Annotated in this window: 16 protein-coding genes, 1 other RNA gene and 2 pseudogenes; 11 read left to right on the top strand and 8 right to left on the bottom strand. The window is 56.7% G+C overall.

What is annotated here, in order from left to right; translation table 11 throughout:
* Positions 1–59 precede the first annotated feature (59 nt).
* Positions 60–542 (top strand): SsrA-binding protein SmpB, encoded by a 483-nt coding sequence (smpB, locus tag M2400_RS14840; RefSeq protein ID WP_003212238.1) that lies wholly within the window; start codon positions 60–62, stop codon positions 540–542.
* Positions 543–597: 55 nt separating this feature from the next.
* On the opposite strand, the gene M2400_RS14835 is transcribed toward smpB, so the two are convergent.
* A complete protein-coding gene (locus M2400_RS14835) occupies positions 598–1,365 on the bottom strand; it encodes an FCD domain-containing protein (protein ID WP_177042194.1) in 768 nt (255 codons plus the stop codon).
* Between the two features lie 261 nt (positions 1,366–1,626).
* Between M2400_RS14835 and M2400_RS14830 the strand changes: the two genes are divergently transcribed.
* The 5 genes from M2400_RS14830 to M2400_RS14810 all read left to right on the top strand — a co-directional run bounded on the left by M2400_RS14830 (position 1,627) and on the right by M2400_RS14810 (position 8,613).
* Positions 1,627–3,321: a lactate permease LctP family transporter gene (locus M2400_RS14830; protein WP_177042192.1), complete on the top strand. Its 1,695-nt coding sequence runs from the start codon at positions 1,627–1,629 to the stop codon at positions 3,319–3,321.
* A gap of 70 nt (positions 3,322–3,391) precedes the next feature.
* Positions 3,392–6,202 carry an FAD-binding and (Fe-S)-binding domain-containing protein gene (locus M2400_RS14825; RefSeq protein ID WP_259196512.1) on the top strand — a complete coding sequence of 937 codons (2,811 nt, stop codon included), beginning with the start codon at positions 3,392–3,394 and terminating at the stop codon, positions 6,200–6,202.
* Between the two features lie 187 nt (positions 6,203–6,389).
* Positions 6,390–6,674: a hypothetical protein gene (locus M2400_RS14820; RefSeq protein WP_003212250.1), complete on the top strand. Its 285-nt coding sequence runs from the start codon at positions 6,390–6,392 to the stop codon at positions 6,672–6,674.
* Between the two features lie 103 nt (positions 6,675–6,777).
* Positions 6,778–7,171, top strand: a transfer-messenger RNA (tmRNA) gene (gene ssrA, locus M2400_RS14815).
* Between the two features lie 185 nt (positions 7,172–7,356).
* On the top strand, positions 7,357–8,613 hold the full coding sequence (locus M2400_RS14810; RefSeq protein WP_259196511.1) for an integrase domain-containing protein: 1,257 nt from the start codon (positions 7,357–7,359) through the stop codon (positions 8,611–8,613).
* Between the two features lie 103 nt (positions 8,614–8,716).
* Here M2400_RS14810 and M2400_RS14805 read toward each other — a convergent pair.
* Positions 8,717–9,147, bottom strand: a pseudogene (locus M2400_RS14805) (DUF2326 domain-containing protein); the annotation flags it as partial.
* Between the two features lie 145 nt (positions 9,148–9,292).
* The gene (locus tag M2400_RS14800) at positions 9,293–10,210 is read right to left on the bottom strand and encodes a LysR family transcriptional regulator (RefSeq protein WP_259196510.1); all 918 of its coding nucleotides are present in this window, start codon (positions 10,208–10,210) and stop codon (positions 9,293–9,295) included.
* A 161-nt stretch (positions 10,211–10,371) separates the two neighbouring features.
* Between M2400_RS14800 and M2400_RS14795 the strand changes: the two genes are divergently transcribed.
* Positions 10,372–11,679 (top strand): MFS transporter, encoded by a 1,308-nt coding sequence (locus M2400_RS14795; protein WP_259196509.1) that lies wholly within the window; start codon positions 10,372–10,374, stop codon positions 11,677–11,679.
* A gap of 68 nt (positions 11,680–11,747) precedes the next feature.
* Positions 11,748–12,932: a M20 aminoacylase family protein gene (locus M2400_RS14790; protein ID WP_008436817.1), complete on the top strand. Its 1,185-nt coding sequence runs from the start codon at positions 11,748–11,750 to the stop codon at positions 12,930–12,932.
* Positions 12,933–13,158: 226 nt separating this feature from the next.
* Here M2400_RS14790 and M2400_RS14785 read toward each other — a convergent pair whose 3' ends face one another.
* Both M2400_RS14785 and M2400_RS14780 read right to left on the bottom strand, forming a co-directional pair.
* Positions 13,159–14,031, bottom strand: coding sequence for an NmrA family NAD(P)-binding protein (locus tag M2400_RS14785; RefSeq protein WP_259196508.1), 873 nt, complete (start codon positions 14,029–14,031; stop codon positions 13,159–13,161).
* A 44-nt stretch (positions 14,032–14,075) separates the two neighbouring features.
* On the bottom strand, positions 14,076–14,486 hold the full coding sequence (locus tag M2400_RS14780; protein ID WP_259196507.1) for a DoxX family protein: 411 nt from the start codon (positions 14,484–14,486) through the stop codon (positions 14,076–14,078).
* Between the two features lie 124 nt (positions 14,487–14,610).
* On the opposite strand from M2400_RS14780, the gene M2400_RS14775 reads away from it, so the two are divergent.
* Positions 14,611–15,525, top strand: a complete 915-nt coding sequence (locus M2400_RS14775) for a LysR family transcriptional regulator (RefSeq protein WP_259196506.1) — start codon at positions 14,611–14,613, stop codon at positions 15,523–15,525.
* A 172-nt stretch (positions 15,526–15,697) separates the two neighbouring features.
* Here M2400_RS14775 and M2400_RS14770 read toward each other — a convergent pair whose 3' ends face one another.
* Positions 15,698–16,042 carry a helix-turn-helix domain-containing protein gene (locus M2400_RS14770; RefSeq protein WP_008436803.1) on the bottom strand — a complete coding sequence of 115 codons (345 nt, stop codon included), beginning with the start codon at positions 16,040–16,042 and terminating at the stop codon, positions 15,698–15,700.
* 142 nt (positions 16,043–16,184) lie between these two features.
* On the opposite strand from M2400_RS14770, the gene M2400_RS14765 reads away from it, so the two are divergent.
* Positions 16,185–17,168, top strand: coding sequence for an NADPH:quinone reductase (locus tag M2400_RS14765; RefSeq protein WP_259196503.1), 984 nt, complete (start codon positions 16,185–16,187; stop codon positions 17,166–17,168).
* Positions 17,169–17,284: 116 nt separating this feature from the next.
* Positions 17,285–18,715 (top strand): annotated as a pseudogene (locus M2400_RS14760) (IS1182 family transposase).
* A gap of 407 nt (positions 18,716–19,122) precedes the next feature.
* Here the strand turns inward: M2400_RS14760 and leuD are convergent.
* Both leuD and leuC read right to left on the bottom strand, forming a co-directional pair.
* Positions 19,123–19,731, bottom strand: a complete 609-nt coding sequence (leuD, locus tag M2400_RS14755) for a 3-isopropylmalate dehydratase small subunit (RefSeq protein WP_259196501.1) — start codon at positions 19,729–19,731, stop codon at positions 19,123–19,125.
* A 1-nt stretch (position 19,732) separates the two neighbouring features.
* Entirely contained in the window at positions 19,733–21,154 is a 1,422-nt protein-coding gene (leuC, locus tag M2400_RS14750) for a 3-isopropylmalate dehydratase large subunit (RefSeq protein ID WP_259196499.1), read from the bottom strand.

Here is a 21,154-nt window from a genome sequence, read left to right as displayed (position 1 = left end):
CTCAAGCACGCAGGTTGACCGTAGCCGACGCGCTCGCAACTCCCTATAATGCCGCCCCTATGGCTAAACAAAAGAAACACCCAACAGGGACCATCGCGCAAAATAAAAAGGCGCGACACGATTACTTCATCGAACATCGGTTCGAGGCTGGTCTGGTCCTGGCCGGCTGGGAAGTAAAAAGTCTGCGCGCCAGCAAGCTGCAACTGGTCGACAGTTATGTGCTGCTCAAAGACGGTGAGGCATGGCTGCTCGGCAGTCATATCACGCCGTTGATGACCGCCAGCACCCACGTGATTGCCGACCCGGTGCGCACGCGCAAGCTGCTGCTCAATGCCCGCGAACTGGAAAAGCTCCACGCCGCCGTGCAGCAAAAGGGCTACGCCTGTGTCTGCCTGTCGTGGTACTGGAGCAAGCACCTGGTCAAGTGCGAGATCGCGCTGGGCAAGGGCAAGAAGGAATACGACAAGCGCGACACCGAGCGCGAACGCGATTCCAACCGGGAATTGCAGCGTGCCGTGCGTAACAAGGGCAAGGAAGACTGACTTTCTTGTGACTTGATGTGGCCGAGGGAGCCCGCTCCCTCAGCCACAACAATCGCTACATTCCCTTGCGCCGCTCCGCCCGGGCCATGCGCTGAACCTCCTGACGCACTTCCTCCAGCACTTCCTGCACATACAGCAGGTGACGTGTTGAGACTTCCCGCGCCTGCTCGGCACGCCCCTCGATAATCGCCAGGTACAGGTCACGATGCTGATTGATCAGCATGTCCCGGGTCTCCGTACGCTGCTGATACATGCCACCAATGTTGGTCACCACGTTGCGCTTGAGCAGGTCGAACAGGCCGCGAATGGTGTGCAGCAATACTGCGTTATGACTGGCCTCGGCGATGGCCAGGTGAAACCTCGCATCCGCCGCGCCCTCTTCCGCACGGCTCACTTCATCTGATCGCGTGTAGCAATCCTGCAATTCTTCGAAAGCGGCAGTGAGCCGTTCGCGATCCACCTCAGTGGCGCGCAACGCTGCGTAATACGCGCACGAAGCTTCCAGGGTCTGACGAAACTCCAGGAGATCACGCTGAGCCTCGGGATTATTTTCCAACAGGTGCAGCAGCGGATCGCTGAAGGTTGAACCCAGCGACTCCACTACATAATTGCCACCGCCCTGACGGCTGACCAACAGACCTTTGGCCGCCAGCTTCTGGATCGCCTCACGCAACGACGGACGCGACACCCCGAACTGCTCGGCCAGTGCGCGCTCGGCCGGCAAGCGCTCGCCCGACTTCAGCGTGCCCTCAAGGATCATGCCCTCAAGCTGCTCGACGATATCGTCAGACAAACGGCGCTGACGCACCTGATCAAACCCCATAACTCACTCTCCACCATCCCGACCACTCGCCGGGGCCCCTATTCTGGCCTATCGCAGCCCATCCGGCACCTATCAGAACGCCCTCGTTTCAGCCGATCAGCACCTGCCCGCGCCCGCCTACGACCAAAGATTCACAAGCGGCAAATTGACACATCCCCCTGAAGACTCTTAACCTAGCCAACGGTGATTGTAAATTGGTAATACCAATTACCCAAATCACTAAAGCAGTGCCTGACCAACAACAATTAGGGGCCACCCCATATGCAAACCTGGCAACAGCTCTACAGCCCGCTCGGCAGCCTCGGCCTGTCCGCACTGGCCGCCGTTATTCCCATCGTATTTTTCTTCCTGGCCCTGGCGGTGTTTCGCCTCAAAGGCCACGTTGCGGGCAGCATCACCTTGGCACTCTCGATCCTGGTAGCGATCTTTGCCTTCCAGATGCCGGTCGACATGGCGCTCGCCGCCGCCGGTTATGGCTTTGCCTACGGCCTGTGGCCAATCGCCTGGATCATCGTCGCCGCCGTATTCCTCTACAAACTGACCGTCAAAAGCGGCCAGTTCGAAATCATCCGCAGCTCCGTGCTGTCGATTACCGACGACCAGCGCCTGCAGGTGCTGTTGATCGGCTTCTGCTTCGGCGCGTTCCTGGAAGGCGCCGCCGGTTTCGGTGCACCGGTGGCGATTACCGCCGCACTGCTGGTAGGACTGGGTTTCAACCCTCTGTACGCCGCCGGCCTGTGCCTGATTGCCAACACCGCCCCTGTAGCGTTCGGCGCACTGGGGATTCCGATCATCGTGGCAGGGCAAGTGACCGGCATCGATGCGTTCAAGATTGGCGCCATGGCCGGTCGCCAATTGCCGCTGCTGTCGTTGTTCGTACCGTTCTGGCTGGTGTTCATGATGGACGGTCTGCGTGGCGTCAGAGAAACCTGGCCAGCCGCACTGGTCGCAGGCCTGAGCTTTGCCGTTACCCAGTTCTTCACCTCGAACTTCATCGGCCCGGAACTGCCAGACATCACCTCGGCCCTGGCCAGTCTGATTTCCCTGACCCTGTTCCTGAAAGTCTGGCAGCCCAAGCGCAGCGCCAATGCGCAAATTGCCGGCGCGACGTCCGGCACTGCCGTCACCGCCAGCGCCGGTGGTTTTGGCCTGCCTCGCAACACCCTGGCCTCGCCTTACAGCCTGGGGCAGATTTTCAAGGCCTGGTCACCGTTCCTGATCCTGACCGTGCTCGTCACCATCTGGACCCTCAAGCCATTCAAGGCGCTGTTCGCCGCGGGCGGCGCGATGTACAGCTCGGTGTTCAATTTCGCGATCCCGCACCTGGACCAACTGGTGATCAAGGTTGCGCCGATCGTTGCTGCGCCAACGGCAATTCCGGCAGTGTTCAAGCTTGACCCGATTTCCGCGACCGGTACGGCGATTTTCTTCTCCGCCCTGGTATCGATGCTGGTGCTGAAGATCGATTTCAAAACTGGTCTGACCACCTTGAAAGAAACCTTCTATGAACTGCGCTGGCCGATCCTGTCCATCGGCATGGTGCTGGCCTTCGCCTTCGTCACCAACTATTCCGGCATGTCGTCGACCATGGCCCTGGTGCTCGCCGCCACCGGCTCGGCATTCCCGTTCTTCTCGCCATTCCTTGGCTGGCTCGGGGTGTTTCTGACCGGCTCCGACACTTCGTCCAACGCCCTGTTCAGCTCGCTGCAAGCCACCACCGCCCACCAGATCGGCGTCAACGACGTCTTGCTGGTGGCGGCGAACACCAGCGGCGGCGTGACCGGCAAGATGATCTCGCCGCAGTCGATCGCCGTGGCGTGCGCCGCAACTGGCCTGGTGGGCAAGGAATCCGACCTGTTCCGCTTCACCCTCAAGCACAGCCTGTTTTTCGCGACGATTGTCGGGCTGATCACCTTGGCCCAGGCCTACTGGTTCACCGGCATGCTGGTGCACTGAGACCTGCGTGTAATAGGGTAAGAACCGACGCCGGGCAGCGATTCCGGCGTCTGCTATTTCTGGAGGACCGATGAGCCTGCCTGCTGCCTTTCTGAGCGACGCCGCACAACTGATCCCGAAAGATCGTCGCTTCGACGATCCACTTTCCACCCTCGCCTTCGGCACCGACGCCAGTTTTTACCGACTGATCCCACAGTTGGTAGTCCGCGTTGAATCGGAAGACGAAGTGGTGGCCCTGTTGCAACTGGCCCAGCGCGACCGCGTGCCGGTGACCTTTCGCGCGGCGGGCACCAGCCTCTCCGGGCAGGCCATCAGCGACTCGGTGTTGATCGTGCTGGGGGACAATTGGAACGGCCGCGAAATTCGCGGCCAAGGCACGCAAATCCGCCTGCAACCCGGCGTGATCGGCGCCCAGGCCAATGCGTGGCTGGCACCTTTCGGACGCAAGATCGGGCCGGACCCGGCCTCGATCAATGCCTGCAAGATCGGCGGCATCGTCGCCAACAATGCCAGCGGCATGTGCTGTGGCACGGCGCAGAACACCTATCACACCCTGGCAGGCATTCGCCTGGTACTGGCCGACGGCAGCCGCCTGGACACAGAAGACCCGGCCAGTGTTTCGGCCTTTCGCCAGCGTCACGGCGACCTGCTCGAACGCCTGGCAACACTGGGCCGCGAAACGCGGGCCAACGCCGAACTGGCTGCAAAAATCCGCCACAAATACCGTCTGAAAAATACCACCGGGTTGTCACTCAACGCCCTGGTGGATTTCGACGAGCCGCTGGATATCCTCAGCCACCTGCTGGTGGGCTCCGAAGGCACCCTGGGCTTTATCAGCGCAGTGACCTACGACACGGTGATCGATCACCCGAACAAAGCCTCGGCCCTGATCGTGTTCCCTGATGTGGAAACCTGCTGCAACGCAGTGACCGTACTCAAAACCCAACCCGTTTCAGCGGTTGAACTGCTGGACCGGCGCAGCATGCGCTCGGTGCAGGACAAACCCGGCATGCCGGCTTTCGTACAACAACTGTCGGAAAATGCCTGCGCCCTGCTGATCGAATCCCGCGCCGCCTCGCCCTCACTGTTGCACAAGCAACTGGCGCTGATCATGGCGTCCCTCGCCAGCTTCCCGGTGGAGAAACAGGTCGACTTCACGGAAGATCCGGTGGAAAACGCCCGCCTGTGGGCGATCCGCAAAGACACCTTCCCCGCCGTGGGCGCCGTGCGTAAAACCGGCACCACCGTGATCATCGAAGACGTGACCTTCCCGGTGGAACAACTGGCCATCGGCGTAAACCGCCTCATCGAGCTGTTCGATAAACATCACTACGACGAAGCGATCCTTTTCGGACATGCCCTTGAGGGCAATCTGCACTTCGTGTTCACCCAAGGCTTCAACAGCGCAGAAGAAGTCGCACGCTACCAGGCGTTCATGGACGACGTTGCCCAGTTGGTAGCCGTCGAATTTGGCGGTTCGCTGAAGGCTGAGCACGGCACCGGTCGCAACATGGCGCCCTTCGTCGAACTGGAATGGGGCAGCGATGCCTACCAGTTGATGTGGCAGCTCAAGCGCCTGCTCGACCCCAACGGTATTCTCAACCCGGACGTGGTACTCAGCGAAGACCCGCAAATCCACCTCAAACACCTCAAACCGCTGCCCGCCGCCGACGAGCTTGTGGATAAGTGTATCGAGTGCGGCTTCTGCGAACCGGTTTGCCCGTCGAAAGGATTCACCCTCAGCCCGCGCCAGCGCATTGTGATCTGGCGCGATATACAGGCCAGGAAACGCGCCGGCGTCGACACCACTGAACTGGAAGCGGCCTATCAATACCAAGGCATCGACACCTGCGCAGCCACCGGGCTTTGCGCCCAACGCTGTCCGGTAGGAATCAATACCGGCGACCTGGTGAAAAAGCTACGCAGCCGCGACGCCGACCGTACGAAAACCGCCGAATGGCTGTCGACGCATTTCGCCACCGCCTTGCAAGGCGCGCGCTTCACGCTGCACGTAGCCAACGGTGCGCGCATGCTGCTGGGCGCTCCACGGCTGGCAAAGCTCTCGGCCACGGTGACCAAGCTGTCCAAGGGGCAAATCCCCCAGTGGACCAACGCCATGCCGCAGCCGGAAAAAGCCATTCGCTTCAGCCCCGCCGTGAACGATGAGCGACCACGAGTGGTGTACCTCGCCGCCTGCGTATCACGCGCAATGGGGCCGGCAGCCGGTGACAAGGAACAGATGTCGCTGTACGACAAAACCCGCGGCCTGCTGGAAAAAGCCGGTTACCAGGTCGTCTTTCCCGACAACCAGGACAACCTCTGCTGCGGCCAACCTTTTGCGTCCAAAGGTTACGCCGAACAAGCCGAACACAAACGCCAGGAACTGATCGGCGCCCTGCTCCACGCCAGCCGCGGCGGCCTCGACCCGATCTACTGCGACACCAGCCCGTGCACCCTGCGCCTGGTGCAGGACCTGGCCGAAACCCGCCTCGACCTCTACGACCCGGTGCGTTTTATCCGCACCCACCTGATGGACCGCCTCGACTTCACCCCCCAGGAAGCCCCGATCGCCGTGCACGTCACCTGCAGCACCCAACACCTGGGAGAAAGCCAGGCGTTGATCGACCTGGCCAGGCGTTGCAGCAAAACCGTGGTGATCCCTGAAGGCATTCACTGCTGTGGTTTTGCCGGCGACAAGGGCTTCACCACGCCGGAGCTGAATGCCCACTCACTGCGCAGCCTGAAGGACGCCGTGCAGCATTGCAGCGAAGGCATCTCCACCAGCCGCACGTGTGAGATTGGTCTGACGCAATATGGCGGCATTGATTACCACGGCCTGGTGTACTTGGTGGATCGGGTTACCCAGGCGCGCGCCCACTAACGCCGCCCTGTTTGGGTGCAAAAAGCCAATGATTCAGGGGTTTTTCGACTAATCCAGCGACAAAACAGAACCCCTGCGCGCTGGCGTAGTCATCTGCATAGGCCTCGACAAACGAGGCTCATCAGTGACCTCGCTGGCTGCACGGAAAACCGGCAGCATCGAGCCCTATTTGCACAAGGAGATACCCATGAAGCGTTCCGCTCTTGCTGGTTTGTTCATTACCGCTGCGATGCTGGCCTCCCCCGCGTTTGCAGCCGGAACAAAAGACGATCTGTGCCAAATCAACCTGGACAAAATCAACAACGGTAAAGCGTTGCTCGCCACCGACACCAGCGGCAAATCCGGCGAAATCGACACCGCCGTTTCCCAGGCCAAAGCGGCCCATGCGGCAGGCGATGACAAGAAATGCATCGAGATCACCTCCAAGGCCCTGCAAAGCCTGCAAGACACGGACAAAGGCGGCAATCAGTAACCCGCTGATTGCCCAAGGCCAACCTTCGGGTTGGCCTTCTGTGACCGATTGACGTACACTGCACAGGCTTGTCACTCACTAAGAAACAACGAGTTACAAGCACGGGGCCGTTTAGGATTCGACGCCGGTTGCGAAACTTTAGGTGCATGCCGAGTTGGTAACAGAACTCGTAAATCCACTGTTGCAACTTCTTATAGTTGCCAATGACGAAACCTACGGGGAATACGCTCTCGCTGCGTAAGCAGCCTTAGCCCTTCCCTCCTGGTACCTTCGGGTCCAGCAATCATCAGGGGATGTCTGTAAACCCAAAGTGATTGTCATATAGAACAGAATCGCCGTGCAGTACGTTGTGGACGAAGCGGCTAAAACTTACACAACTCGCCCAAAGCACCCTGCCCTTCGGGTCGCTGAGGGTTAACTTAATAGAAACGGCTACGCATGTAGTACCGACAGCGGAGTACTGGCGGACGGGGGTTCAAATCCCCCCGGCTCCACCAAATAATCATTTAAAGACGTCCACGGACGTCTTTTTTTGTGCCTGAAATCCAGTAAATACAAGGCTTTAGCGTCCAGCAACGTCCACGAACGTCCCGCAGAATCCACATCACCTAGTATTCCACATGGTATTCCAAGCCCTTCGGTGGTAATTTTTGGAATACCGAACGATGTCATGGAATCCCTCATGTGCGCCCAAGCCACCCGCCTCTCTGATCGCCAACTCAAAGCTGTCAAACCGAAAGACAAGGACTACGTCTTGAGTGATGGGGACGGCCTTCAGCTTCGAGTGAGAGTCAACGGCTCGACGCTTTGGAACTTCAACTATCGGCAGCCGATTACCAAGAATCGTATCAATATGGGGTTGGGCACCTACCCAGAGCTCTCGCTCGCGCAAGCCAGGAAGAAGACCGTCGAAGCTAGAGAACTGCTCGCTCAGGGCGTCGACCCGAAAGAGCATCGGAGCGCGTTGGAGCTAACAAAAAGGCAGGCAACCGAGCACACATTCGAAAACGTGGCGTCTGCCTGGTTTGAACTCAAGAAGGATTCCGTCACCCAAGCTTATGCCGAGGACATCTGGCGCTCGCTCACATTGCATGTCTTTCCAGCACTGGGAACAACACCTATCTCGCAGTGCAACGCCCCGATGGTCATCCGGTTGCTGCGCCCTTTGGAAACCAAAGGCAGTTTGGAGACAGTGAAGCGGCTGACCCAACGACTCAATGAGATCATGACCTACGGTGTGAACTCGGGAATGATCTTTGCCAATCCACTCAGTGGAATTCGGGCTGTTTTCAAAAAGCCGAAAAAGCAAAATATGGCTGCCCTCCGCCCAGAGGAGCTGCCAGAGCTAATGATCGCCATCGCCAATGCGAGCATTAAGAGAACAACTCGCTGCCTAATCGAATGGCAACTCCACACTATGACTCGTCCTGCAGAGGCGGCTACGACGTCCTGGGCTGACATCGACCTCGATAAGAAAACTTGGACGATTCCAGCGGAGCGCATGAAGAAGCGACGCGCACATGTCATTCCGTTGACCGAGCACGCGCTTGCCCTGCTAGAGACGATCAAACCCTACAGCGGCCACAGAGAGTACGTGTTCCCTGCTGATAGAGACCCGCGGACCCACTGCAACAGCCAGACGGCAAACATGGCCCTGAAGCGCATGGGCTTTGAAGGTCGATTGGTGAGCCATGGAATGCGCTCCATGGCCAGCACCATTCTTAACGAACAGGGATGGGATCCAGAACTGATAGAAGTCGCACTTGCGCACGTGGACAAAGACGAAGTGCGTAGTGCATACAATCGCGCCGATTACATAGATAGAAGGCGCCCAATGATGACCTGGTGGAGCGATCACATCCAACAAGCGGCTACCGGAAGCCTGTCCGTTTCCGCTATCCAAAGGGCCACAAGCTTAAAAGTAGTGTCAGCGCAATAGCTCGCAAGAATCGAATGGCGATTGGATGGTTACCACCCTTCCCTCATACTTCAACACGGCCGCCCACACGTGCGTGGATTTTAGATCTGGTGGCACAATGGACTTTAAACGCATCGTCTTCATTATTGTTACGATGTACTGGAAATCCAACTCGCGCGAAATCTCGGAGCCAAGACGCAGCGCGCTGATGACTTGGCGACCGTCAACACAATCGAACAAATGCGTATCATGGACCAAATATCTTGGTCTTATCTGGCGCTGGGGACACAAGCGCATGAGCATCATATCGAAGCAAAAAATCGGCATGTTCTTGATGCCTTTGCTACGCTGTCCCTGCATTGGAAACTTGCGCACCCGGCTGTTGCAGGTTTCGTCAATTGTCATACTGCCAACCGACTTATATAGGCGTTGCGAGGCCTCCTCGAACGCAACAATGGCTTCCGCCACGCTGTCCTTTTGCTCGGCAAAATTACGTCGCAGGCGGATCATAAGGCGACTGCACTCAATCTCCAACTCGTTCTTCGTGCCTTCGAGTGCCTAACATCCTGTTTTCGACCAGAGCCTGAGGTCGCGTTGCTCTGGCAATGTCTTGGTCCTATTAATCAGTCATGTAGCCCAAGGCCAGGATCTTCCATTTTTAAATTCATGCGCCGGTTTTCAGGGCAGTTGGATCAAGGATTTATGAGCCATCAAAAACGGCCTTCTGTTTCAACATGGCCAACAAGCTTTCAGCCGCAACTGACAGTTGCCGCCCCGCTCGGACCATCAGGTGCGCCTCAGCACTTTCGAATACTTCGCTGCGGGTCCTAAGCGCTACAAGCGTACCTTCCGCGATCTCATTGGCCACCGCATGCGAGGACAGAAAGGTCACTCCTAGGTGGGCTTTTACATAGCTCTTGAGGGTGGCGATTGAGTTGGTGACCAGATTGGACTCGAATTGAATGCGATCGTGGTATTGCGCCAGCTTAACCAAGTTGCTTAAGCCAAAGCCGTTGGACATTAAGCCCACCGGGTAGGGGCAAACATCACCCAATGCCAGCGGCTGCTTCTTCTCGGTAAGGGGATGGCCGGGCCAGGTGATGACGCACATTGGCTGTTTGCGCACCATGACCGTACGCACAGCGGGATCAATTGGCGGACGGTATGCCAGACCGATATGAGCCTGGTCACTTGCCAGCATCCGTACTGTGTCGACGGCATTGGCAAACTCCAAAGTAACGACCAGCTTGGGGTGTTGCTGGCAGAAGTCTCGAAGCACCCAGCGGACTAATTCCTCGCGGAAACCTTCACCCGCGACAATGTGAATCTCGCCTCTTTCCAGCCCCTTGAGTTCAGAAATCTGAGTCAGCAGCAATGCTTCGCTTGAACGCCGCTCACGACAGTGGTTGATCACCAGTTTGGCAGCTTCCGTGGGGACGATGCCCCTGCCGTGGCGCTGTAGGAGTTGCACCCCCAACTCGCTCTCTAACTGGTGGATTTGCCGGCTGACCACCGAGGGTTCGATATTCAGGCGATCCGCTGCGCCTCGAATCGAGCCGGTTTCTGCAACCGCTGAAAAATAGTGAAGGCGTCGCTCATTAAGGCCAATTTTCTGCAATTTTGGGAGCTCCTATCTGTTGCCTTTAAGGCAACGCTCATCAGCAACTATAGCTATTGTTTGAAGTTTCTCCCCTCTCCATAATTCCTGTCAACCGAGCGATGCCAAGCTCCTTTAATCGACACAATAAAAATAACTACGGAATTTGTGAGGACTTCACCATGGCTCAAGCAGAACTATTGATCACACCAATCCCCCCCGATGAAGCCCTACGCAAGGCTTATCGCAAAATCAGTTGGCGCCTATTGCCCTTTCTGCTGTTGTGCTATGCCCTCGCCTATTTGGATCGGGTCAATATCAGTTACGCCAAGATTGCAATGCAGCAGGAATTTGGCCTAACCGATGCAGTTTATGGATTGGCGGCAGGGATTTTCTTTATCGGTTATGTAATGTTCGAAGTTCCGAGCAATCTCTGGCTGGCACGTGTAGGAATACGTAAGACGCTCAGTCGCATCATGGTGTTGTGGGGGGTGGCTTCAACTTCGATGCTGTTTGTCCATGACAGCACTACATTTTATGTCCTGCGGTTTTTTCTAGGGGTGTTTGAGGCTGGATTTGCTCCAGGCATGATCCTCTATCTGACGTTCTGGTTTTCAGGCAAGCGTCGCGCTCAAGTAATGGCGTGCGTCCTGTTGGCAGGTCCAGTATCGAACGTCATCGGTGGACCATTGTCGACCTGGATCATGGGGGCTTTCGCCGACCTTCATGGTTTGGCGGGATGGCAGTGGATGTTCATTCTTGAAGGGGCGCCTTGCATTCTTTTGGGTATAACGGCGTTTTTCTTTTTGAGTGACTCACCGGACCAGGCCAAATGGCTGAGTGGAGAAGAAAAACGGTTGCTGGCGAATGATCTAGAGCAAGTACAGGCGTCAAAGCAACATACTTTCGCTGCAGCTTTGAAGGATTGGCGAATTTACCTGATGGCCCTCATTTACTTCTGTCTGATCTGCGGTCTGTATACCGTCAGTTTCTGGTTGCCGAGCATACTGCGGGACGCTGGCGTAAAGGATATTTTCGAAATCGGCCTCTATTCAATGATCCCTTACAGCGTCGCCATTCTCGCGATGCTGATCAATGCTCGGAGTTCCGATCGCTTGGGCGAACGCCGTTGGCATGGCGCTGTGCCCGCCTTTCTGGGGGCGGTAGGTTTAGTGCTGACCGGTTTCAGTTCCGGCAACCTAACGTTGGCGCTGTGCAGTATTACCCTCGCAACGCTATCCACTTACGCGGCCTATGCCGTGTTCTGGGCTGTGCCCTCTAGTTACCTCAAAGGTACTGCCGCCGCCGGGGGCATAGCCCTGATCAACAGCATCGGTGCCTTTGGTGGTTTTGTTAGTCCATCCATCATCGGAGCCTTGAAGACCTTCACCGGTTCGTTCGCTGCGGGGATGGCCGTAATGGCCGTCCTTTTAGTGATCGGCGGTCTTTGCACGTTGACGTTGCGTTTACCGACCCAGGCTCAGCCGTAAGAGCCGGGGATGCGTCCCAACTGACAGCACTTCTGCACTCCCTTATTCACCGCTAGGAATTCACTGTGATGAAGACTGAACCTCACTACTGCAACGTCGATGATCTACGCCCTCGTGCTGAGGAACTGACACGTATTCGCCGTCATATTCACCAGCATCCAGAAATGGCCTACGAGGAGTTTCAAACCGCCAAACTCGTTGCAGAGAGCTTACGGGCCTGGGGGTTCAGCGTAACCGAAGGCGTTGGGGAGACCGGCGTGGTAGGCAGCCTGACGGTAGGCACCGGCAAGAGCATTGGCATACGAGCGGACATGGATGCTCTGCCATTGACCGAGCAGACCGGCTTGCCTTACGCCAGTGTCTATCAGGGAAAGATGCATGCCTGCGGCCACGACGGCCATACCACCATGCTGCTTGGGGCGGCTGAATATCTGGCGCGCACACGAAACTTCTGCGGAACGGTGCACCTCTATTTTCAACCCGCCGAGGAGAAGGGCTTCGATAGCGGTGCGCAACGCATGGTAAATGATGGCTTGTTCGAACGTTTTCCCTGTGATGCCGTATTCGGAATGCACAACCATCCGGGCGAGGCTCCAGGCACCTTCTTATTTAGAAGCGGACCGTTCATGTCGGCCAGCGACAAGGTCGCGATTACCATTAATGGTCTCGGAGGGCATGCGGCTCGCCCACATCTTACAGTGGACCCGGTGGTGGTAGCGTCTAGCATTGTCATGTCACTTCAGACCATTGTTGCGCGCAATATCAACCCTGTCGAACCCGCCGTAGTAACGGTCGGTCTGCTTCAGGCGGGTGTTGCTAATAATGTGATTTCTAACAGTGCCTACCTTGAGCTGAGCATCCGCTCGTTCAGCAAGCTGGTACGTAGTCAACTGAAAGAGCGCATCGAAGCACTGATCCATGCCCAGGCAAACAGTTATGGAGCAACGGCCACAATCGACTATATGGCGGGTTACCCGGTGATCGACAACAACCGAGCGCAAACCGAATTTGCTCTGCAAGTAGCACGGGAACTAGTGGGTGATGAGCATGTGATTGCTCATGCCGATCAGCTTATGTCCAGCGAGGACTTCGCTTACATGCTTGAGCAGCGGCCAGGTTGTTTTTTACGCTTGGGCAATGGCGTTGGAGAAGATGGTTGTATGGTTCATAACCCGGCCTACGATTTTAATGATAAAAACTTACCAATCGGTGCTGCCTACTGGGCGCGCTTGGTCGAGCGGTATCTAAGCTAAATAAAAAATCAGGCCTACCGTAATGCTGGGCTCGTTTTTTTCTGCCTAGGTAATAGAAACCTCTTTGATCACGCCGTATTCGTCCGGCTAGATCACTTGGCCGGACGAAGGCTGTTGCCTCAGAAGGGGTGGTATAAAGGCCACTCTTCTTGGTCTGCAGAACCAACCAATTACTCTGTCAGGCTGACCCGGTGAATCGTACCCGGCCTCCGTTTAGCATAGTGGGTCACTCCGTCATGGCGTTCTGCGCGGCTGCGAAGACATCGCGTGCGGTCGTTGTCCCCGCTACGTGCTCCGTGCCGTCCACACCGAGGTCCATCCATCCCGCATTCACGGCCTCGTACATTTCTTCGGCAGGTCCGGTGCGGTCCTTCGGGATACCGAATTGCTCTAACGCTTGCGCCCACCCTGCACGTGGGATTGCCAAGGCTTTCACGTCGAGATTCAGGAATTCGCCCAATTGCGCCACGACTTCATCCGCAGTGACCATAGAACCCATCTCAATGAAACGCTGCCCTGACCACGCTGGCCCGGTCAAAAGGGTTGCGAACTGCGCGCCGATGTCGTCCGTCGCGACCATGGTTGATTTTCGATTTGTCGGATTATAGAAGACCGGTAACGTTCCGCTCTGCGCGACCTGCAAGCCGAAAAGAAAATTCTCGAAGAATCCGCCAGCGCGCACAAATGCGATTGGCGATATCAGGTCGCGAAAACCTTGCTCCAGAAGCGACAAGGCCATGATCACCCCGTGTCCAGTGGTTCTGTCCGCCCCCATTGACGAAAGCGCCACCACTCGCGGCGGCGCTGCCTTGGCGAGCGCCTCGACATAACTTGCAATCACGCCCTTTGCTTCTTTGTAATCAGGCGACGGCGCCCAGACAGGAGGCAACATGACGAAGGCGCCTTCGACGCCCTTGAGCGCTTGCTCGATGGCTGCCGAATCATTCCAGTCGCCGTCAACCAGTTCCACGCCCTGGTTCGCCCAGTCAACCGTCTTCTCGCGGTCGCGGACCAGAGCGCGCACCTTCTTGCCTTGCGCTAGCAAATGCCTTGCCGTCGCGCCGCCTACATTTCCCGTGATTCCCATTACTAAGAACATGCTTTTTCTCCTGAGTTTGAGGCACAGAGCACTACCCGAATTGTTCAACGGATGAGCGGTAAAATGGCTCGGATTTGGGCAACACGCAGATAGAGACCACCCCAAGTCATCGCTCCCAGAAGCAGAGAAATAATTTCCGGTGGCGATCCCAATTCACCGATGCGGACGTGAGCACAGATCGCGCCTCCCAAAAAGCCCGTCACCAGGATCGCGCCGAGGACAGCGGTGACCGGAATGACATAAAGGATGGCGCAGCCAAGGATGATCGGACCCACAACATGGGTCAGATCCATTGAGAACCCGGTTTCCTGCAACATGCTCGCGATGTGTGCGGGCGCGAAAAGCTGAATAGTGCCGTCTGCCATCAGAGCGATAACGACAAACCCGCTCATTATCCAGCCAGCCCATAGGGCGCGATGCAGGATCACAGCTTTATATACCTGATGCAGCTTCATGGTTTCGGACACTTTTTTCGAGGGGAGTCTCATTTTCGAAGGTACTGTGTCTCTCAAATATGATAAACACAGCCAAAGTGAACGCACTGCTCTTTTAAAATAGAACAATACAAAGGCGTGAAAAATGCAAAACCTCGACCCCCTCCTCATATTCATAACGGTAGCCGAGATGGGGAGCTTCACTCGGGCGGCCGATAGCTTGGGCATCCAAAAAGGAAGGGCTTCCGCGGCGGTCCGCAAGCTGGAAGACGATGTCGGGGTCAGGCTTCTGCATCGAACGACACGTAGCGTTCAGTTGACGGAGGACGGACGCGCATTTCACTCCCGTGCCCGCGATCTGCTTGCTGAAGTCGATGGCCTACACTCAATGTTTGCTAGCGACCATATGGCACTTCGCGGGCGTTTACGGGTCGATCTTCCGACCGAGGTAGCGCGCACAACGATCGTGCCGGCTTTGCCAGATTTCATGGCGGCTCACCCTGGGTTGGAGTTGGAAATATCGAGTACGGATCGACAGGTCGATCTGGTTCAAGAGGGGTTCGACTGTGTATTGCGGCTTGGCCCCATCAGAGACGAAACGCTGGTTGCCCGCTCCCTAGGCCTGTTGCGCATGGTCAACGCTGGCAGTCCCGCTTATCTGGCGCGCTATGGCATCCCTCGCTCGCTAGAAGATCTGCAGCGTCAGGAACATCGGACAATTCATTTTTCTACGATGCTGGGCGCAAGGCCTTACGGATGGGAATATCCGGACGGCGACAGCTACGCGACGCTTCAGTTGCCAGGTACGCTGCACGTCAACAGCTCGCAAACCTATGATGCCGCTGCTCTCGCCGGTCTTGGCTTGATTCAGGCGCCACTCTTGGGGATTGGCCAATACTTCAAGAGCGGAGCACTTGTGGAGATCATGCCCGACTTTCGTCGCCGGGCGCTCCCCGTGTCCCTCGTCGTAGCGCATCGAAGCAATCTGTCGCGCCGAGTGCTCACCTTCATGAAGTGGATCGAAGGGGTGCTGACGCCGTACCTGGAACGGGAAGACTGAATCGCCCCTCATCTAATAGACATAAGACTGCTTCGGGTTGAAAGCCGTCCTTGGCGAGCATCAGTTTCTGGCAAATCTGAGCCTGTTACTACAGGCGAAAATCGACCCATAGCAGACCTACCGAACTGCATGGGCGTCCTTTTCCCAAGCAAGGAACCGTAGCTCGCTGCGCTTAGCCATTCCGTTTGCGGGTCTTGCTCTCCAGGTAGTGTTCGCCCCAGGACTTCATCGCTTCTAGTGTCGGAGTCAGTGTGCTTCCGAGCGCCGTCAGCGTGTACTCCACCCGTGGAGGCACTTCGGCAAATACTTCACGGCTGACAATGCCACTTGCCTCAAGCTCGCGCAGTTGCAACGTCAACGAGCGCTGCGTGACCCCGCCGATCAGCTTTTTCAGTTCGCCGAAACGCTTGGTTCCGCTCAGCAAGTAGTGAATGATCAACGGCTTCCATTTTCCGCCCGCGATGTGGACGGTGATTTCGACCGTGCATCGGTATTGATCGAGCTTGCCACGCGCCATGACGCTGCCTCAGTTCAGATAGAGCCTCGATAGTATACTTTTTATCCTTACGTATAAAGAATGTGCCTACTTGTAAAAAATATACTGGATTTTGACAATGGAGCCTTACGGAAGCATGCCTTCCACGTCGGAGAACAGATCCATGAAAGCCGCTTTTTACGAGCGTCAAGGCCCCGCACATGAGGTGCTTTGCATCGCCGAAATCCCTGATCCCCAACCCGGTCCCGGAGAGGTCCGAGTGCGGGTGCACGTGTCGGGACTGAACCCTACCGACCTCAAGGCCCGCACGGGGTTCTCCTCCGCTATGCCGTTCACGCGAATCATTCCGCACCAGGACGGCGCAGGAGTCATTGACGCCGTGGGCGATCCGAAAGAGGCTAGTCGGGTAGGCCAGCGGGTATGGGTCTATGAAGCGCAATACGGCAGGCCGGCAGGAACCGCGGCCGACTATGTCGTGGTGCCGTCGGCGCAGGCCGTGCCACTGCCTGACAACGTGTCTTTCGAGGTCGGCGCATCACTCGGCATCCCGGCCTTGACGGCTCATCGTTGTCTCTTCGCCGATGGCGACATCCGGAGCAGGAATGTACTAGTGCAGGCCGGAGCGGGCGTGGTCGGCACTGCCGCCATCCTCCTGGCAAAGTGGGCGGGCGCGTGGGTAGCGGCCACCGTCAGGAATGAAGAGCAGGCCGCCGTCGCTCGGGCGGCTGGGGCAGATCTGGTGTTGAACCGTCTAAATGAAGATGTTGCCGCGGTAGTCAAAGCACGCACGGGCAACACGGGTGTGGACCGCATCGTCGACGTTAACGTGAAGGCGAACCTGGATATAGACATTGCATGCCTGGCGCCTGGGGGGGTCATCAGTTCCTACGCGATGACGCATGCCACCGATGCGCTCACCTTGCCGCTGTTAAGCGCGATGGTGCATGGATGCGTGCTGCGCTTCGTGTTTATCTATTCGGTACCCGTGGCGGCGAAAATCGACGCGATTAGGGACATCAACGCCTGCCTGGCCAGTGGCAACTATGTGCCCCATATCGGGATGAGTGTACCGCTGGAGAGGATCGCCGACGCGCACCTCGCTCTTGAATCGGCATCCGTTATGGGCAAGGTACTCGTCGCTTTGTGAGCGAGGTCGGTCACAAAGCCGACATTGCTAAGCGTCCGCTAATGGCCCAGAGTGTGTAAAAACGCTTTCTCGAACCCTTGCTATGATTTCTGAGGATTTCATCGCAGGGATCGCCCATGAAGCGCTTTATCCAAAGTGAACATCGAGGCCAAGGCACCTTACTTCCCGAGAGCCTCGACGACTACGTCAGCGATACCAACCCGGTGCGCGTAGTCGACGTCTTTGTCGATGAACTCGACCTGGTCTCCTTGGGTTTTGAGGGTGCTATCCCAGCCGACACAGGCCGGCCTGCTTACCACCCAGCGATCCTGCTGAAGATCTACATCTACGGCTATCTCAACCGCATCCAGTCGAGCCGACGCCTGGAACGAGAAGCCCAGCGCAACATCGAACTGATGTGGCTGACCGCGCGTTTGATGCCCGATTTCAAGACCATCGCCAACTTCCGAAAAGACAACAGCAGGCCATCCGAGGCGTCTGTCGCCAGTTCGTGGTGCTCTGCCAGCAGTTGGGATTATTCGGAGAACATCTGGTTGCCATCGACGGCAGCAAATTCAAGGCCGTCAACAACCGCGACCGCAATTTCACCAGCGCCAAGCTGCAACGGCGAATGGAAGAAATTGAATCGAGTATCAACCGTTACCTGACGGCACTCGATGCTGCCGATCGGCAAGAACCCACAGCTACCGAGCCCAGTGCCATGCGGTTGGAAGAGAAAATCGCCATGCTCAAAACTCAAATGAAGGAGCTTCAGGCGATCGAAATCCAGCTCAATGAGTCGCCGGATAAACAGATCTCACTGACCGATCCAGACGCCCGTTCCATGAAGACGCGCGGCACGGGAATCGTCGGCTACAACGTGCAGACAGCGGTCGATACGCAGCACCATTTGATCGTTGCGCATGAGGTTTCCAACGTCGGTTCCGACCGCGATCAACTCAGCTCAATGGCCAAGCAGGCCCGCGAGGCCATAGCGTCAGAAACGTTGTCGGTAGTGGCTGACCGAGGTTACTTCAAAAGCGAACAAATCCTGGCTTGTCACGATGCAGGCATCACCGCCTATGTGCCCAAGCCGATGACCTCTGGAGCCAATGCTGACGGGCGTTTCAATAACGATGCCCTCATCTATGACGCGGCAAAAAAACGAATACATTTACCCAGCTTGAGAGGCGCTGATCTGGCACTATTCCTACATTGAAAAAGGCCTGAAGTTGCATCGTTACTGGAGTTCGAAATGCCAGGGCTGCGCGTTGAAATTGCAGTGCACACCGAGCACGGAACGACGAGTTCGGCGATGGGAACATGAAGCCGTACTGGAGCAAATGCAGAATCGGCTGAGCAACGCGCCGGAGATGATGCGAGTCCGAAAACGGACTGTTGAGCATCCCTTCGGGACGCTCAAGCAATGGATGGGTGCGACGCACTTTCTGACCCGAAAGCTTAACGGGGTAAGCGCCGAGATGAGCTTGAATGTGCTTGCCTACAACCTGAAACGGGTCATGAAAATCATCGGCACCACTGGCTTGATGAAAGCGTTAACGGCGTAAAAACCGGTCTTTTTTGCCCTATCCAAAGGGCTTTAAGAGGTTGCTAAGCGGTTTTAACTGTTCCTGGAAACGTCACAGACTTGATCAGTTTTCGAAACGTAAGCACGGTCTCCTAGCGTAGATATAGAAAACCCAATCTGACGTTTTTACACACTCTGGACCATAAGCTGCCTGTCGTTTAGGCCGCTAGCTGTCTGTGGAAGACCACTGTTTCCAAACCAAGCCAGTCAGTTGACATGAGCGCATATGCAGGACGGCGTGTACCGGTAAACCGTTGAGATGACCGGTAGGTGCGGTTGCCTCTAACGCGCGAATGACGTGTCGACAGCCCCCCTGTTCTCTGGAAATCCCGTCGAAACACGCGCGTTGCAGTCGTGCTTCACATAATTGTCAGCATGGCAGAAGCTTTAAGCCAGCCATGGGTTCGCTTGCAGGTGAGCCGCTTCGAATTGGCGGATGGCATCGGTGCGCTGCAAGGTGCTGCCGATGGCATCCAGGCCGAGAAGTAACGCCTCCTTGCGTAGCCCATCAATGCTGAACGAGATGGATGTCTTATCTGCCAGTGTGATGGTTTGCGCCTCAAGGTCGACCGATATCGAAGCGGTTTCGAGGTTGCTAACCAGAGTGCCAAGCTTATGCAGCTCGGCCTCACTGAGTTGGATAAGTAGCACGCCGTTGCGCTGGCAGTTATCGTAAAAAATGCCAGCAAAGCTGGTACCAATCAACGCGCGAATACCCAACTGTTTGAGCCCCCACACGGCGTGCTCACGGCTGGAACCGCAGCCGAAGTTGGGCCCCACCACGAGAAAACTTGAGCCCTCCCAAGGCGTTTGATTCAGCACGAAATCGGGATTTTTGTCCCCATTGGTCAAAAACCGCAGGTCAAAGAAAAGACCGCGATCCAATCCATTACGGTCGATGCCCTTGAGAAACTGCTTGGGCATGATTACGTCCGTGTCGACATTAGCTGCCAGAATCGGTGCTGCTGTGCCAGTAACCGTTGTAAAGGGCTGCATATCAAGCCTCCTGGGCGAGTTTGCGAACGTCGGTCAGGTGGCCGCTGATAGCCGCCGCAGCAACCATGGCCGGGCTCATCAAGTGAGTGCGCGCACCTGCACCCTGACGGCCTTCGAAGTTACGGTTGGTGCTGGAGGCGCAGCGGTCACCGGGAGCCAACACGTCGTCATTCATGGCCAGGCACATGGAGCAACCCGACTGCCGCCATTCAAAACCAGCGTCGAGAAAAATCTGCGCCAAACCTTCTGCTTCAGCCCGCTCGCGCACCTGGGTAGATCCCGGCACGATCATCGCTCGCACGTGGGCTGCCACCTTGCGCCCACGAATCACTCTGGCAGCATCGCGCAGGTCTTCGATGCGGGCATTGGTGCAAGAGCCGATAAAGGCATGACTGATGGGAACCTCGCTAAGTAACGCGCCGGCTTCCAGGCCCATGTACCGTAAGGCCCGCTGCATATCTTGACGGCGTATCAGGTCCATTTCTTTGAGTGGATCAGGTACCCGCTCGCCAATGTGCACCGTCTGGTCCGGGCTAGTACCCCATGTGACCATCGGTTGCAATTGGCTGGCATCGATGTCGACCTGGGCGTCGAATGTTGCGCCCGGATCGGTGTACAGCTCTTTCCAGCAGGTTATAGCCTGCTCCCACAGAGCCCCCTTTGGCGCGCGGGGCTTGTCGCTAAGGTACGCGTAGACTTTTTCATCGGGTGCCATGAATGCACCCCGCGCACCGGCTTCCACAGCCATATTGCAGATGGTCATCCGTGCTTCCACAGATAGATCAGTGATGGTCTGGCCATTAAATTCAATGGCAAAACCGGTTGCCCCTGAAGCCCCGATCTGACCAATCAAAGCCATGATGATGTCCTTCGACGTAACTCCGTCGCCAAGCGTCCCCATCACGGTCACCCGCATAGTTTTCAGGCGTTTATAGACCAACGTCTGGGTCGCCAGCAGATGCTCGATCTCCGAGGTGCCAATGCCAAAACCAAAGGCGCCCAAGGCACCGTAAGTAGTGGTATGGCTATCACCGGCGGCGATCACCATCCCCGGCAAAATGAAGCCTTGTTCCGGGGCGATGACATGCTCGATGCCCTGACGTTTATCCAGCACATCAAACAGCTCGATGCCGAAGTCCCGACAGTTTTCGCCAAAATAGGAAACTTGTCGCGCACCTCCAGCGTCGGGCATGGTTGCCGTTCGAATCGGCGACGTTGGGTTTACGTGATCAACCACGCCAAGCGTCGCAGACGGACGCCAGACCTTTCTGCCCGCTTCGCGCAGGCCACTGAAAGCCTGTGGGCTGGTGTACTCGTTAGCGACCTGGCGGTCGATGTAGAGAAGAACATGACCATCATCATCGAGCGCGGAGACCGCGTGGGAGTCGATGTGTTTTTCGTACAACGTTCGGAGTTTATTCAT

Source organism: Pseudomonas sp. BIGb0558 (genome assembly GCF_024807515.1).
Classification (GTDB): domain Bacteria; phylum Pseudomonadota; class Gammaproteobacteria; order Pseudomonadales; family Pseudomonadaceae; genus Aquipseudomonas; species Aquipseudomonas yamanorum_A.
Note: the sequence above shows the minus strand (reverse complement) of the source record. Positions and strands in the feature narration are given on the sequence as shown.